The organism is Citrobacter sp. Cs237 (assembly GCF_030332325.1).
Lineage (GTDB): Bacteria > Pseudomonadota > Gammaproteobacteria > Enterobacterales > Enterobacteriaceae > Citrobacter_A > Citrobacter_A sedlakii.
The window spans coordinates 32,715-48,168 of sequence record NZ_JAOWIB010000066.1; the positions used below are offsets into that span (position 1 = coordinate 32,715).

The following is a 15,454-nucleotide window of genomic DNA, read 5'->3' on the forward strand; positions in this document are numbered from 1 at the left end:
GCGCTCTCCTACGCAGCAACTAACGAGTAGCAAAACGATGAGTCTGAACCTGGTAAGTGAACAATTGCTGGCAGCAAACGGCCTGAAACATCAGGATCTGTTTGCCATTTTGGGCCAACTGGCCGAACGCCGTCTCGATTACGGCGATCTCTATTTTCAGTCGAGCTATCACGAATCCTGGGTTTTAGAAGATCGCATCATTAAGGATGGTTCTTACAATATTGACCAGGGCGTGGGCGTACGGGCGATCAGCGGCGAAAAAACCGGGTTTGCGTATGCAGACCAGATCAGCCTGCAGGCGCTGAGCCAGAGCGCACAGGCTGCGCGCACCATTGTCAGAGACAGCGGTGACGGAAAAGTGAAAACGCTGGGCGCAGTGGAACACTCCGCGCTTTATACCTCAGTGGACCCGCTCCAGAGCATGACCCGTGAGGAGAAGCTCGATATCCTGCGTCGTGTCGATAGCGTGGCGCGAGACGCTGATACGCGCGTGCAGGAAGTCACCGCGAGCCTGACCGGCGTCTATGAGCTGATCCTTGTGGCGGCAACGGACGGAACGCTAGCGGCGGATGTGCGTCCGCTGGTGCGTCTTTCCGTTAGCGTACAGGTGGAAGAAGACGGTAAACGCGAGCGTGGCGCCAGCGGCGGCGGCGGTCGTTTCGGCTATGACTGGTTCCTTGCGGATCTGGACGGGGAGGTTCGCGCAGACGCATGGGCGAAAGAAGCGGTACGTATGGCGCTGGTTAATCTCTCCGCCGTCGCCGCGCCGGCAGGCACGTTGCCGGTGGTGCTTGGCGCGGGCTGGCCGGGCGTGCTGCTCCATGAAGCGGTAGGCCACGGACTGGAAGGCGACTTTAACCGTCGTGGTACGTCGGTGTTCAGTGGACAGGTCGGCGAGCTGGTCGCTTCTGAACTCTGTACGGTGGTGGATGACGGCACGATGGTCGATCGTCGTGGTTCTGTCGCGATTGACGACGAAGGCACGCCGGGCCAGTACAACGTGCTCATCGAAAACGGCATTCTGAAAGGTTACATGCAGGATAAGCTGAATGCGCGCTTAATGGGCGTTGCGCCAACCGGAAACGGTCGTCGTGAGTCTTACGCACATCTGCCGATGCCGCGCATGACCAACACCTATATGTTGCCGGGGAAATCCACCCCGCAGGAGATCATTGAATCCGTCGAATATGGCATCTACGCGCCAAACTTTGGCGGCGGTCAGGTGGATATCACTTCTGGTAAGTTCGTCTTCTCGACTTCGGAAGCCTATCTCATTGAAAACGGTAAAGTGACCAAACCGGTAAAAGGCGCAACGCTGATTGGTTCCGGGATCGAAGCGATGCAGCAGATCTCTATGGTGGGTAATGACCTGAAGCTGGACAACGGCGTCGGCGTCTGCGGCAAAGAAGGACAGAGCCTGCCGGTGGGCGTCGGTCAGCCGACGTTGAAGGTGGATAACCTGACCGTGGGCGGCACCGCGTAAGTTGCGGGTCTGCCGTGCCGGATGGCCGCACGTTGCGAGTTATCCGGCCTGGCGTGTTGTGTTCCTGCGTGCCCGATAAGCGACTGCGCCATCGGGCAATTTAGCCTTTCTCTTTTCCCCGACCGTACATTCCCTGAAACAGCTGCGATACATCGACAAAATAATCGGTCAGGTAGTTAATCACGACTTGCACTTTCAGCGGCAGCTTATCTTTTTCGGTATACAAGGCATAAACCGGACGCGGATCGGACTGATAACGCGGTAATAAGATCTCCAGCTCTCCGCGGTTAATCTCGTTGATCACCCACATCAACGGGACGTAGGCGACGCCCGCGCCGGCGGTCAGCCAGCGGCTCAGGGTCATCGGATCGTTGGTGACAAAGCGTCCCTGCGGGATCAGACGGGTTGAAATCCCTTCTGGCGCGATCAGCTCAAACTCATTGTCCGGACGGACGCTGTACTCCAGCCATGAGTGGTTTGCGAGGTCGGCTGGCTTCTCCGGTATACCATATTGCGCGAGATAGCGTTTGGCGGCGCAAACCACCATTGGCATCGCCCCCAGGCGGCGGGAAAACAGACTGGAATCCTGTAACGCGCCCACGCGGATCACCACGTCCAGGCCGTCAGCAATCAGGTCGGGTGCGGGAATACCGGTGACCAGATTTACCGTCAGGCCGGGGTACTCTTTCAGCATTTTTGCGGTCAGTCCGGCGAGGACATTTTGTGCCATCGTTGAAGAACAGCCGATCCGCAACGTGCCGATAGGGGTATTGTTAAACGCGTAAAGCTGCTCGTGAACATCCTGCACTTCATGGAGCATTCGACGGCAGCCCTGGTAGTAAATTTTTCCGGCTTCAGTCAGCCCAATGCTGCGCGTACTGCGGTTGAGCAGTTTAACCTGCAGTTCATCTTCCAGTTTTGCAACCGTCTGGCTGATGGATGAAACGCTCATTTGTAGCTGTCTGGCCGCGGCGGTGAAGGAGCCAAATTCCACGACTTTGGCAAACACCGACATCCGTTTTAATCGTTCCATTATTCACTCTGGCTTAAAAGTGATTTAGATCACATATTATAGATAACAGCATAACAGTTACGTTAATATATTATTATTCAAATAACGGCTGCGTCGCTCTCGCCTGGCTTTCCTTGCCCTTCTCCGCGGCGACACGGCTAAAAACTGTATCGCCTGCACTCTCTAAAAAATCAAGGTCAACATGAGTCTGTTTCCCGTTATCGTGGTGTTTGGTCTGTCCTTCCCACCGATATTTTTCGAATTGCTTCTGTCACTGGCGATTTTCTGGCTGGTGCGCCGGGTGCTTGTGCCCACGGGCATCTATGATTTTGTCTGGCATCCGGCTCTGTTCAATACCGCGCTGTATTGCTGTCTCTTTTACTTAATATCGCGCCTGTTCGTTTGAGGTTGAAGTGAAAACACTAACAAGAAAACTCTCCCGTACGGCCATTACCCTCGTTCTGGTCATCCTGGCGTTCATCGCTATTTTTCGCGCCTGGGTCTATTACACCGAATCACCGTGGACGCGTGACGCGCGCTTCAGCGCCGACGTGGTCGCCATTGCGCCCGATGTTTCCGGGCTGATCACTAACGTGAATGTGCATGATAACCAGCTGGTAAAGAAAGATCAGGTGCTGTTTACCATTGACCAGCCGCGCTACAAGAAAGCGCTTGAAGAAGCAGAAGCCGACGTCGCCTATTACCGGGTGCTGTCGCAGGAAAAACGTCAGGAGGCCAGCCGCCGTAACCGTCTTGGCGTACAGGCGATGTCACGAGAGGAAATCGACCAGGCCAATAACGTTCTGCAAACCGTCTTACATCAGCTTGCGAAAGCGCAGGCGACCCGCGACCTGGCAAAATTAGATCTTGAGCGTACCGTGATCCGCGCTCCGGCCGACGGCTGGGTCACTAACCTTAACGTTTATACTGGCGAATTTATTACCCGGGGCTCCACCGCTGTGGCGCTGGTGAAGCAAAACTCGTTCTACGTGCTGGCCTATATGGAAGAGACCAAACTGGAAGGCGTGCGTCCGGGTTACCGCGCCGAGATCACCCCGCTGGGCAGCAACACGGTGCTGAAAGGTACGGTGGACAGCGTGGCGGCGGGGGTGACCAACGCCAGCAGCACGCGTGACGACAAAGGTATGGCCACCATCGATTCTAACCTTGAATGGGTCCGTCTGGCGCAGCGCGTGCCGGTGCGTATTCGTCTTGACGATCAGCAGGAGAACCTGTGGCCTGCCGGGACGACCGCCACCGTGGTTGTCACCGGTACGCAGGATCGCGACGCCAACAACGACTCGTTCTTCCGTAAAATGGCGCACCGTCTGCGCGAGTTTGGTTAATCGCGATGGGTATTTTTTCCATTGCCAACCAGCACATCCGCTTTGCGGTTAAACTGGCATGCGCCATCGTACTGGCGCTGTTTGTTGGCTTTCATTTTCAGCTTGAGACGCCGCGCTGGGCCGTTCTGACCGCGGCTATCGTCGCGGCGGGACCGGCTTTCGCCGCTGGCGGCGAACCCTATTCCGGCGCTATCCGCTATCGCGGGATGCTGCGTATTATTGGGACTTTCATCGGTTGTATTGCCGCCCTGGTGATCATCACGACGATGATCCGCGCGCCGCTGCTGATGATTATGGTGTGCTGTATCTGGGCGGGGTTTTGCACCTGGGTATCGTCGCTGGTGCGTATCGAAAACTCCTATGCCTGGGGATTGTCGGGCTATACCGCCCTGATTATCGTTATCACCATTCAGCCGGAACCGCTGTTGACGCCGCAGTTCGCCGTTGAACGATGTAGCGAAATCGTCATCGGGATTGTCTGCGCCATCATGGCGGATCTTCTGTTTTCTCCGCGATCCATCAAACAGGAAGTGGATCGCGAACTGGACAGCCTGCTGGTCGCGCAGTACCAATTGATGCAGCTGTGTATCAAACATGGCGACAGCGAAGAAGTGGATCAGGCCTGGGGCGATCTGGTGCGGCGAACCGCCGCGCTGGAGGGAATGCGCAGTAACCTGAACATGGAATCATCGCGTTGGGCGCTTGCCAACCGCCGTCTGAAGGCGATTAACACGCTTTCGCTGACCATGGTGACTCAGTCCTGCGAAACCTATTTGATTCAGAATACGCGACCGGAAGCGATCACCGATACGTTCCGGGAGTTCTTCGACATGCCCGTTGAAACGGCGCAGGACGTGCATAAACAGCTTAAACGCCTGCGTCGGGTGATTGCGTGGACCGGAGAGCGCGAAACGCCGGTGACCTTGTACACCTGGGCCGGGGCGGCGACGCGCTATCTGCTGCTTAAACGGGGAGTAATCGGTAATACCAAAATTAGCGGTACCGAGGAGGAGATCCTGGAGGGCGAGCCGGTGGTGAAAGTGGAATCCGCCGAGCGTCATCATGCGATGGTCAACTTCTGGCGTACCACGATTTCCTGCGTACTGGGCAGCCTGTTCTGGCTGTGGACCGGCTGGACCTCCGGCAACGGGGCAATGGTCATGATCGCGGTGGTGACCTCGCTCGCCATGCGTTTGCCGAATCCGCGGATGGTGGGGATCGATTTTATCTACGGGACGCTAGCAGCGCTGCCGTTGGGGGCGTTTTACTTTCTGGTGATCCTGCCTAATACCCAGCAAAGCATGTTGCTGCTGTGTCTGAGCCTTGCGGTGTTGGGGTTCTTTCTCGGGATCGAAGTACAGAAGCGGCGGCTGGGATCGATGGGCGCGCTTGCCAGTACCATTAACATTATCGTACTGGACAACCCGATGACCTTCCATTTCAGTCAGTTTCTCGACAGCGCGTTAGGGCAAATTGTTGGCTGCGTGCTGGCGTTCCTGGTTATCCTGTTGGTGCGTGATAACTCCCGAGCCCGTACCGGGCGTGTGCTGCTGAACCAGTTTGTCTCTGCGGCGGTCTCGGCGATGACCACCAATGTGGTGCGTCGTAAAGAGAATCATCTTCCGGCGCTTTATCAGCAGTTGTTTTTGCTGATGAACAAATTTCCTGGCGACCTGCCGAAATTCCGTCTTGCCCTGACGATGATCATTGCGCATCAGCGCCTGCGCGACGCGCCTGTTCCAGTCAACGAGGATCTGTCAGCGTTTCACCGCCAGCTGCGCCGTACAGCGGATCACGTAATATCGGCCAGCAATGACGATAAGCGTCGACGCTACTTCGCGCAATTGCTGGAGGAGCTGAACGTCTATCAGGAAAAACTGCGAGTCTGGGAAGCGCCGCCGCAGGTGACCGAGCCGGTAAAACGTCTGACCGGCATGCTACACAAATATCAACATGCGCTCACCGACAGCTGACCTGAAACCGACGCCAAAAGCGTCGGTTTTTTTATGGCTATACTTATTCGATGTGCGCAAAACCATGACATCGAAAGGAGAAACACCATGCAAACGCTCCAGGAGAACGAACTTTTCCAGACGGGATATCTGGTTGATGGATTGTGGAAAACGCTGGATACCACCTTTGATGTCCTGAACCCGGCCACCGGCGAGATAATCGCGAAGGTCGCCAAAGCGGGTAAACAGCAGACCGAGGAGGCGATTGCCGCCGCCAGCAAAGCGTTTCCCGCCTGGCGAGCGAAAACGGCGAAAGCGCGCTCGGCTATTTTGTACCGTTGGTACGAATTGATTATTGAGAATAAACGTTGGCTGGCCCAGTTAATGACCACCGAACAGGGGAAACCGCTGAAAGAAGCGGAAGGCGAAGTGGAGTACGCCGCCAGCTTTATCCAGTGGTTTGCGGAGCAGGCTAAACGCGCTAACGGTGAAATTATTCCGCCGGTCAAACCCGGATCGCGCATTCTGGCGACCCGTGAACCGGTAGGGGTGGTGGCGGCCATAACCCCGTGGAACTTTCCGATGGCGATGTTGACGCGAAAACTTGGCCCGGCGCTGGCCGCTGGCTGCACCGGCGTGATTAAACCCGCCAATAACACACCGCTAAGCGCCTTTGCGCTGCTTACCCTGGCGAAGAAAGCGGGCGTACCGGATGGCGTCCTCAACGCCGTGGCGGGTAATACGCAGGAGATCAGCGACGCGATTATGGCCAGCCATGAAGTGCGCAAAATCTCCTTTACCGGTTCCACTGCCGTCGGGAAAACGCTGGTGCGAAACGCGGCGGAAACGATGAAAAAGGTCTCGATGGAGCTGGGCGGCAACGCGCCTTATATCGTATTTGACGATGCCGATATCAATGCCGCCGTGCAGGGTGCGATCGCCAATAAATTCCGCAATGCCGGTCAGGTATGCGTGAGCGTCAACCGTTTCTATATTCAGGAGAACGTCTATGACGAATTTACCCGCAGGCTAGCGGACGCAGTACAGGCGCTGAAGGTCGGCAACGGACTGGACGAAGGCGTAGTGGTCGGGCCGCTCATAGAGCCGTCTGCGGTCGACAAAGTGCGTGAGCACGTCGACGATGCAGTGGCGAAAGGCGCGAAGGTGTTGGCGGGCGGCAAGGCGCATCCGTCTGGCGGTAACTTCTGGCTACCGACGGTGCTGGGGGAGTGCAGTGATGGCATGAAGCTGGCCAGCGAGGAGACTTTTGGGCCGGTTGCCGCCTGCTTCCGTTTTACCAGCGAAGACGAGGTCATTCAGCGAGCGAATAACACGCCGTTTGGCCTCGCCGCCTACTTCTATACGCAAAACCTGCAGCGGGTTTTCCGCGTCTCGCAGGCCATTGAAAGCGGCATGATCGGCATTAACGAATGTGCGGTTTCCACCGAGCTGGGGCCGTTTGGCGGCGTGAAAGAGTCAGGGTTGGGACGTGAAGGATCGGTGCTGGGGTTGGACGAATTCCTGGAAGTGAAAACCCTGCACATTGGCGGCCTGTAAGTGAGGTGGCGTCGGGAAGGTGGCGACAAATGAACATCTATACATTTGATTTTGATGAAATTGAGGATCAGAACGATTTTTATCGTGAATTTACCCGGATGTTTGGCCTCGCCAGCGAAAACGTGAACGATCTCGATGCGCTGTGGGATATCGTTATGAGCGAAAAGCTGCCGCTGCCGCTGGAGATCGAGTTTGTGCATCTCCCCGACAAGCTGCGCAGACGCTATGGCGCGCTGATTCTGCTGTTTGATGAAGCGGAAGAAGAGCTGGAAGGGCAGTTGCGTTTCAACGTCCGTCATTAAGGCATAAAAAAGCCCCCGACAGTCGGGGGCAAGGTCGTCGGACTAGACGACGAGGGTTTATTTGTACAGTTCGGCAGTGGCATGCCAGTTGTCACCGCTGCGGGCTTCAGTGATCTGATACGCTGATGCGCCTTTTTCTTCGGCTTTTTTGTTCAGCATTTCATGCATGTCCATCGGGTTTGAGCCGATCGCGCTTACGGAGATAGAACCCATCGCTTCGCGATTTTGTGCTTGTTCTGCGGTAATCGAATCTGCGGCGAAAGCGCCGAAAGAAAGAACAGAGAGAACGCTTAATGCTGCAACAGTAGTTTTGATTTTCATGATAAGTACCTCGTCGAATTTTATTATTGGGGGCCTTCGTTTCGTGACCCTCATCACAGAACTGAGTATACACTAATAACGTGATAAATTAATACCACGCTAACTGTTTCGCTGCTTTGTCAGTGATTAAAAACGACATTTTTATAACAATGCGTCATTAAAAATGCAGGTATTTATTATATTTTTCATTAAAATCAAAAGGTTATAAAATTTAGCGATTTGTGCGTTTTAGCGGAGATGTATTCACTATGTGAATGTCTTTAGGCAGTAAAAGGCACTAACTGTTAAATCAGATGCAGCAGAAAAGCGGGTGAATTGAGGTGAGGGCCGGGTTTTCCCCGCCGCGGAACGCAGCGGGGTGAAGGGGATTAAAGCTCTTGCTCGAACAGCTCCAGAATGGCTTCGTACAGATCTTTCACCGTAAAGCCGTTCGCCGGCGTGGTGAAGATAGTGTCATCACCGGCGATGGTGCCAAGGATACCTTCGGCTTTACCGAGCGAGTCCAGCAGGCGCGCGATCAGTTGCGCGGCGCCGGGGCTGGTGTGGATCACCACTACCGCATCGTTATAGTCGATGTCCAGCACCAGATTCTTCAGCGGACTGGAGGTCGTGGGGACGCCGAGTTCAGCCGGCAGGCAGTAAACCATCTCCATTTTCGCGTTGCGGGTGCGTACCGCGCCGAACTTGGTCAACATGCGGGATACTTTGGACTGGTTGATATTATCAAAGCCCTGATCCTGCAACGCGAGGACGATTTCGCCCTGGGAACTGAATTTTTCTTCTTTGAGCAGCGCTTTAAACGCTTTAACTAACTCTTCTTGCTTAGCGGAGCTTCGCATAAGTCACCCGTAGTATGAGGATGGAAACAACATTATTATGCATACAGATGAATTTTTATGCAAACAGTCTGCCTTAGTGAAGGCTGAAATAATGTTATGAAAGAGCGGAATTTTATCAAATTTCGTTATCAAGAAACATGCCTGTGTCACGCCTCGCAAATAAGCTTAAAAGTAAATTAATTGTTATCAAAATGATGTTGTTTTGGTCGGGCAGTAGGGTATATTGTCACCACCTGTTGGAAAGTTGCTCGACTGCGCTGGCGTCCTCGTATTACGTAAATTAAATGCATAAAAGCTAAATTCGCGTGACTACACATAATTGAGTATGAGTGATTGTATTCATCGTATTTGTGGATTATGGTCGCCGCCGCGGAGCAACAAACACTTAGTTTATCAATATAATAAGGAGTTTAGGATGAAAGTCGCAGTCCTCGGCGCAGCTGGCGGCATCGGCCAGGCGCTTGCACTACTGTTAAAAACCCAACTGCCTTCAGGTTCAGAACTCTCCCTGTACGACATCGCTCCAGTGACTCCCGGTGTGGCCGTTGATCTGAGCCATATCCCAACTGCTGTGAAAATCAAAGGCTTCTCCGGTGAAGACGCGACCCCGGCGCTCGAAGGCGCTGACGTGGTGCTGATCTCCGCAGGCGTTGCACGTAAGCCGGGCATAGACCGTTCCGACCTGTTTAACGTTAACGCAGGTATCGTTAAGAACCTGGTTCAGCAGATCGCGACCACCTGTCCGAAAGCCTGCATCGGTATCATCACCAACCCGGTGAACACCACCGTGGCTATCGCCGCTGAAGTGCTGAAAAAAGCGGGCGTTTACGATAAGAACAAACTGTTTGGCGTCACCACGCTGGACATCATCCGCTCCAACACCTTTGTCGCGGAATTGAAAGGCAAGCTGCCAACCGACGTTGAAGTTCCGGTAATTGGCGGACACTCTGGCGTGACGATTCTGCCGCTGCTGTCGCAGATCCCAGGCGTGAGCTTTACCGAGCAGGAAGTGGCTGACCTGACCAAACGTATCCAGAACGCGGGTACTGAAGTGGTTGAAGCAAAAGCCGGTGGCGGTTCCGCAACCCTGTCGATGGGCCAGGCGGCGGCACGTTTTGGCCTGTCTCTGGTTCGCGCGTTGCAGGGCGAAAAAGGCGTGGTGGAATGTGCCTACGTTGAAGGTGACGGCCAGTATGCGCGTTTCTTCTCTCAGCCGCTGCTGCTGGGTAAAAACGGCGTGGAAGAACGTCAGTCTATCGGCAAACTGAGCGCATTCGAACAGAACGCGCTGGAAGGCATGCTGGACACGCTGAAGAAAGACATTCAGCTTGGCGAAGAGTTCGTTAACAAGTAAGCGAACCGTAGCCAGAAAAGACAAAACCGGAGCGCAGACTCCGGTTTTTTTGTGATTGGGTTTGGCGATATTCTCTGTACCCCGAATCATTCACGTAGCGTCGGGGCAGCAAGTCAGTGAATCCCCAGAAGCGTACGAACAGTACGAGACTGGGGAGAATGACCATAGCCAACAAAGCGGCAGCGTGACGGATGCAGTGTATTAATTGGTCGCCGGGTATTCCTGAATGGTGACCTGCAACGTCAGTTGCTTGTCATCACGCATGACCACCACAGGGATCACCGATCCCGGTCGGATCTCCGCCACCTGATCCATCGTTTCCAGCGCGGACACGGCCGGCTTATTGTTCACCGAGATAATCAGATCGTTAACCTGAATTCCCGCCTGCGCCGCCGGGCCATCCGGGGCGACTTCATTTACGACGATCCCCTGGATCTGATCCATCCCGCTGCCTTGTGCGTGCAGAGGCGCAATCTCGCGACCGCCAATGCCAATGTAGCCGCGGATCACGCGCCCGTCGCGGATCAGCTTATCCATAATTTTGGTCGCCAGCTGGAACGGGATGGCAAAGCCGATCCCCTCCGGGGTTTCACCATCGTTGCTCTTGTCAAACGACAGCGTGTTGATTCCCATCAGTTCGCCCAACGAATTCACCAGCGCGCCGCCGGAGTTTCCGTGGTTGATCGAGGCGTCCGTTTGCAGGAAGTTCTGCCGTCCCGTCGGGTTCAGGCCGATGCGCCCCGTCGCGCTGATAATCCCCTGGGTAATGGTCTGCCCGAGGTTGTACGGGTTACCAATAGCCAGCACGACGTCGCCAATGTGTGGCGTGCGACGGGTGTTGATCGGAATGGTTGGCAGGCCGCCGGTGGCGTTGATTTTCAGGACCGCCAGATCGGTCAGCGTGTCGGAGCCGACCAGCAGCGCTTCGAACACCCGACCATCCTGAAGGGCGACGATGATTTGGTCGGCATCGTTGATCACGTGCTTGTTGGTAATGATATAGCCGCGTTGATCCATAATGACGCCCGAACCGAGCGTGCGGATCTCCAGCTGGTTATGCGCGGTGCTGTTCATGCTGCGGTTATAGACGTTGACCACCGCAGGCGCCGCGCGACGTACCGCAGAGTTGTAGCTCGCCGGCGTCTCGTCGGCGCTGTCGTATTGCGGTACGGAAAGGGTGTTGATTTTGCGTAGCGAAGGCATGGCGGCCAGAAGAATGGCGCCGACAATCAAACCAATTGCGACCGAACGTAAGAGCTTCACAAACATGATGGAGGCGTCATTAATAAAGGAAACGGCAGCAGCATACCACGAGTTAACCGGACATCACACGCGGGGCTGATGTCCGGTTAAGTCGCATTAGCGCAGGAGCAGGTAAATACTCTCGTTACCGCGAACCACCTGTAGCGCGATGATTGACGGTTTCGCTTCCAGCACTTTGCGCATTTCGGCGATGGAATGGACGCGATCGCGGTTGACCCCGATAATCACATCATCTTTCTGCAAACCAGCCTGGGCGGCCGGGCTGCTTTTCTCCACGCTGTCAATTTTGATGCCTTTGCTGCCGTCTTTCAGCTGACCGTCGCTCAGCGTCGCGCCCTGAAGCGCCGGAGCGATCATTTCCGCACTCGCAGAGGCGGAGGTACTGGCATCGAGCGTGACTTCCACGTCCAACGGCTTACCGTTACGCAGCAGGCCCAGTTTCACTTTTGTGCCCGGTTCAGTGGTGGCGATACGCGATCGCAGCTCGGCAAAGCTATTGAGCGGCTTACCGTTGAGGCTGGTGATGACGTCGCCGGATTTCACGCCTGCCTTCGCGGAACCGGAGTTCGGCAGCACTTCGCTGACAAACGCGCCGCGCTGAACGTCAAGTTTGAACGCTTTGGCGATGTCAGCAGTCATTTCGGTGCCCTTGATACCGAGCAGGCCGCGTTTGATTTCGCCAAACTGAATCAACTGCTGCGCCAGAATGCGCGCCATATTACTGGGGATAGCAAAGCCAATGCCCACGCTGCCGCCCCCGGGCGCGAGGATGGCGGTGTTGATGCCAATAAGCTCGCCGTTCAGGTTAAGCAGCGCGCCGCCGGAATTCCCGCGGTTAATCGAGGCGTCGGTCTGAATAAAGTTTTCCAGTCCTTCCAGATTCAACCCGCTGCGTCCCAGCGCGGAGACGATACCCGAGGTGGCGGTCTGTCCCAGACCGAACGGGTTGCCTACGGCCACCGCAAAATCGCCGACGCGCAGTTTGTCGGAGTCGGCGATAGCGATTTGCGTCAGCTTGCTGGCGTTCTGAATTTGCAGCAGGGCGATGTCGCTCTGGTCGTCGCTGCCAATCAGCTTCGCGTCAAACTCGCGACCGTCGTTTAGCTGTACGCTGATTTTTTGCGCCTGGTTAATGACGTGATTGTTGGTCAGCACATAACCTTTCGCGGCGTCGATGATCACCCCGGAGCCAAGACCTTCGAACGGCTGTGAGGGCTGATCCGGCAGTTCGTCACCGAAGAACTTTTTGAACTCTTCCGGTACTTTCTGGCTTTGGGTGGCGGTGCCTTCAACCTTCACGCTCACCACGGCAGGCAGCACCTTTTCGAGCATCGGCGCCAGGCTCGGCAGCGCGGGCTGGCCCGGAACCTGACCGGGAATCGAGGCGACGGCCTGAAACGGTGCCGAGAGAGTTAACCCGACACTTAACGCTAAAGCACTCAACAGCTGGGTGTGTTTTTTCATGGATCCTGCTCTCGTACCTTGAGTGAAAGGAAAGTCGATTCAAAACAGGTTGATGTTATTGAATTTTCAGTCAGCTAACAATGCGGATAATGATTAAATGATAGTCGGGACGGGAGAGAAGAGGCGGGCGCAATGAGCGCGCCCGGAAAATTTCGTGCCGATGTGCGATCAGTCGCGCTTTGCGCCGCTACGCAGCAGGCCGGATGCGCCTTCAGAGTAGTCACGCGGCATTTGCACCGGCGCTTGATCGTTGCTGGCTTCAGACTCCGCCAGGCGGTTACGGAACGGATTCGACTCCGCAGACAGTTCCGGCAGCAGGCTGCTGGAGCTTTTCGCCATGTGCTGATACAGCTGGCGGTAATCATGGGCCATGGTGTCCAGCAGTTCGGCGCTGCGGGCAAAGTGGCTCACCAGTTCTTCACGGTACTCTTCCAGCTCAGCTTTGTTCTTTTCCAGTTCATACTGCAACGCCTGTTGCTGACGTAATTTGCGATTACCAAAACGCATGGCCACGGCGCCGATGATGATGCCGACGACTAAACCAATTAGCGCATATTCCCAGGTCATGAACATCTCCCGTTGTCTTTTGTTTCCGTAGGGTGTTGGCTTTAGGCTCCATGCCCGCGCCTGATATAGCCACTATAACCGCTAATCCCGCAGAAGTGGAATCCCACGTGTATATCGCGTAGTGTAGAACGGCCTTTTTTTCGACAACCGTGAACGACGGCACACCGATTTTCAAGGAATAACAATAACATCATGCAAAGCATTTCCCCCACATCGCGTTATCTGAAAGCCATTAACGACGGCACCCACCAACCCGACGACGTACAAAAAGAGGCGGTTAACCGCCTGGAGGCGATCTATCAGGCGCTAACGGTGAAGACGCCGCCAGCCGCCCCGGTGAAAGGCTTTATGGCCCGCGTCGGCCAGCTGTTGGGAAAACGAGAAGTGACGCAGCGCGTCCCGGTGCGCGGCTTATATATGTGGGGCGGCGTCGGGCGTGGGAAAACCTGGCTGATGGATCTTTTCTACCATAGTCTGCCGGGCGAACGTAAACAGCGTCTGCACTTTCATCGTTTTATGCTGCGCGTCCATGAAGAACTGACGGCGCTCCAGGGGCAGAGCGATCCGCTGGAAACGATCGCTGACCGTTTTCAGGCCGAAACGGACGTGCTGTGCTTTGACGAATTTTTTGTTTCCGACATTACCGACGCGATGCTGCTCGGCGGGCTGATGAAAGCGCTGTTTGCCCGCGGTATCACGCTGGTGGCGACCTCGAATATTCCGCCTGACGAGCTGTACCGTAATGGCCTGCAGCGCGCACGCTTTCTTCCCGCCATTGATGCCATTAAGCAACATTGCGACGTCATGAACGTGGACGCGGGCGTTGATTATCGCCTGCGAACCCTGACCCAGGCGCACCTGTGGCTTTCACCGCTTAACGATGAAACGCGGCAACAGATGGATACGCTGTGGCTGGCGCTGGCAGGGGTGAAGCGCGAGCAGGGGCCGACGCTGGAAATCAATCACCGTCCGCTGCCGACGCTGGGCGCCGAAAACCAAACGCTGGCGGTGTCGTTCGATACGCTGTGCGTCGACGCCCGCAGCCAGCATGACTACATTGCCCTGTCGCGCCTTTACCATACGGTAATGCTGTTCGATGTGCCGGTGATGACGCCGCTGATGGAGAGCGAAGCGCGGCGCTTTATCGCGCTGGTGGATGAGTTTTACGAACGCCATGTCAAGCTGGTGATCAGCGCGGCGGTGCCTTTATATGATATTTATCAGGGGGAGCGGCTGAAGTTCGAGTTCCAGCGCTGCTTGTCGCGGTTGCAGGAGATGCAGAGCGAGGAGTACCTCAAGCGGGAGCATATGCCCTGAACGCTCGCCCTCCGGCGCGGATGACCGTTACACAAATCACAAAAAGGGGTCGATCTTTGACCCCGACTTCTCTATAATCCTGCGACCCCACGTTACAAGAAAGTTTTTTTCCCGAAACTTTTTGTGTGCTGGCATTGGCTATTCGAAGGGGTAGGTTTGCCGGACTTTGTCGTGTGAACCTCAACTGACTAAACGTTTGGGTGTTCACCAACGTGTAACTTATTTATTGGGTAAGCTTTTAATGAAAACTTTTACAGCTAAACCAGAAACCGTAAAACGCGACTGGTACGTTGTTGACGCGACCGGTAAAACTCTGGGCCGTCTGGCTACTGAACTGGCTCTTCGCCTGCGCGGTAAGCACAAAGCGGAATACACTCCGCACGTAGATACCGGTGATTACATCATCGTTCTGAACGCTGACAAAGTTGCTGTAACCGGCAACAAGCGTACTGACAAAGTGTACTATCATCACACCGGCCACATCGGTGGTATCAAACAAGCGACCTTTGAAGAGATGATTGCTCGCCGTCCTGAGCGTGTGATTGAAATCGCGGTTAAAGGCATGCTGCCAAAAGGCCCGCTGGGTCGTGCTATGTTCCGTAAACTGAAAGTTTACGCTGGCAACGAGCACAACCACGCGGCACAGCAACCGCAAGTTCTTGACATCTAATCGGGAT

The 15,454-nt window shown here is 55.2% G+C and carries 15 protein-coding genes; 9 read left to right on the top strand and 6 right to left on the bottom strand.

Annotated features, from left to right (window positions below; genetic code table 11):
* Positions 1 to 37: 37 nt before the first annotated feature.
* Positions 38 to 1,483 carry a metalloprotease TldD gene (tldD, locus tag OGY07_RS02060; RefSeq protein ID WP_042291977.1) on the top strand — a complete coding sequence of 482 codons (1,446 nt, stop codon included), beginning with the start codon at positions 38 to 40 and terminating at the stop codon, positions 1,481 to 1,483.
* Between the two features lie 100 nt (positions 1,484 to 1,583).
* Here tldD and aaeR read toward each other — a convergent pair whose 3' ends face one another.
* A complete protein-coding gene (gene aaeR, locus OGY07_RS02065; RefSeq protein WP_060571044.1) occupies positions 1,584 to 2,516 on the bottom strand; it encodes an HTH-type transcriptional activator AaeR in 933 nt (310 codons plus the stop codon).
* A 181-nt stretch (positions 2,517 to 2,697) separates the two neighbouring features.
* Between aaeR and aaeX the strand changes: the two genes are divergently transcribed.
* The 5 genes from aaeX to OGY07_RS02090 all read left to right on the top strand — a co-directional run bounded on the left by aaeX (position 2,698) and on the right by OGY07_RS02090 (position 7,652).
* Positions 2,698 to 2,901 (top strand): p-hydroxybenzoic acid efflux pump operon protein AaeX, encoded by a 204-nt coding sequence (gene aaeX, locus OGY07_RS02070; protein WP_000051841.1) that lies wholly within the window; start codon positions 2,698 to 2,700, stop codon positions 2,899 to 2,901.
* A 7-nt stretch (positions 2,902 to 2,908) separates the two neighbouring features.
* Entirely contained in the window at positions 2,909 to 3,841 is a 933-nt protein-coding gene (gene aaeA / locus OGY07_RS02075) for a p-hydroxybenzoic acid efflux pump subunit AaeA (protein WP_042291971.1), read from the top strand.
* A gap of 5 nt (positions 3,842 to 3,846) precedes the next feature.
* Positions 3,847 to 5,814, top strand: coding sequence for a p-hydroxybenzoic acid efflux pump subunit AaeB (gene aaeB, locus OGY07_RS02080; protein WP_042291969.1), 1,968 nt, complete (start codon positions 3,847 to 3,849; stop codon positions 5,812 to 5,814).
* 87 nt (positions 5,815 to 5,901) lie between these two features.
* Positions 5,902 to 7,350 (top strand): NAD-dependent succinate-semialdehyde dehydrogenase, encoded by a 1,449-nt coding sequence (locus tag OGY07_RS02085; protein ID WP_042291967.1) that lies wholly within the window; start codon positions 5,902 to 5,904, stop codon positions 7,348 to 7,350.
* 29 nt (positions 7,351 to 7,379) lie between these two features.
* On the top strand, positions 7,380 to 7,652 hold the full coding sequence (locus tag OGY07_RS02090) for a barstar family protein (protein ID WP_042291964.1): 273 nt from the start codon (positions 7,380 to 7,382) through the stop codon (positions 7,650 to 7,652).
* Positions 7,653 to 7,709: 57 nt separating this feature from the next.
* Here the strand turns inward: OGY07_RS02090 and yhcN are convergent, their stop codons facing one another.
* On the bottom strand, positions 7,710 to 7,973 hold the full coding sequence (gene yhcN / locus OGY07_RS02095; RefSeq protein ID WP_042291961.1) for a peroxide/acid stress response protein YhcN: 264 nt from the start codon (positions 7,971 to 7,973) through the stop codon (positions 7,710 to 7,712).
* A gap of 368 nt (positions 7,974 to 8,341) precedes the next feature.
* Entirely contained in the window at positions 8,342 to 8,812 is a 471-nt protein-coding gene (gene argR, locus OGY07_RS02100; RefSeq protein ID WP_012135369.1) for a transcriptional regulator ArgR, read from the bottom strand.
* Positions 8,813 to 9,227: 415 nt separating this feature from the next.
* Here argR and mdh point away from each other — a divergent pair, with 415 nt between their 5' ends.
* Positions 9,228 to 10,166 (top strand): malate dehydrogenase, encoded by a 939-nt coding sequence (gene mdh, locus OGY07_RS02105; RefSeq protein ID WP_286598390.1) that lies wholly within the window; start codon positions 9,228 to 9,230, stop codon positions 10,164 to 10,166.
* A gap of 201 nt (positions 10,167 to 10,367) precedes the next feature.
* On the opposite strand, the gene degS is transcribed toward mdh, so the two are convergent.
* The 3 genes from degS to zapG form a co-directional block, all read right to left on the bottom strand.
* Entirely contained in the window at positions 10,368 to 11,435 is a 1,068-nt protein-coding gene (gene degS, locus OGY07_RS02110) for an outer membrane-stress sensor serine endopeptidase DegS (RefSeq protein ID WP_042291957.1), read from the bottom strand.
* A gap of 90 nt (positions 11,436 to 11,525) precedes the next feature.
* Positions 11,526 to 12,893, bottom strand: coding sequence for a serine endoprotease DegQ (gene degQ, locus OGY07_RS02115; RefSeq protein ID WP_060571048.1), 1,368 nt, complete (start codon positions 12,891 to 12,893; stop codon positions 11,526 to 11,528).
* A 168-nt stretch (positions 12,894 to 13,061) separates the two neighbouring features.
* Positions 13,062 to 13,460 (bottom strand): Z-ring associated protein ZapG, encoded by a 399-nt coding sequence (gene zapG, locus OGY07_RS02120; RefSeq protein ID WP_042292056.1) that lies wholly within the window; start codon positions 13,458 to 13,460, stop codon positions 13,062 to 13,064.
* Positions 13,461 to 13,652: 192 nt separating this feature from the next.
* On the opposite strand from zapG, the gene zapE reads away from it, so the two are divergent.
* Both zapE and rplM read left to right on the top strand, forming a co-directional pair.
* Positions 13,653 to 14,777 (top strand): cell division protein ZapE, encoded by a 1,125-nt coding sequence (zapE, locus tag OGY07_RS02125; protein WP_042291953.1) that lies wholly within the window; start codon positions 13,653 to 13,655, stop codon positions 14,775 to 14,777.
* Between the two features lie 241 nt (positions 14,778 to 15,018).
* On the top strand, positions 15,019 to 15,447 hold the full coding sequence (rplM, locus tag OGY07_RS02130; protein WP_000847556.1) for a 50S ribosomal protein L13: 429 nt from the start codon (positions 15,019 to 15,021) through the stop codon (positions 15,445 to 15,447).
* Positions 15,448 to 15,454: the final 7 nt, after the last annotated feature.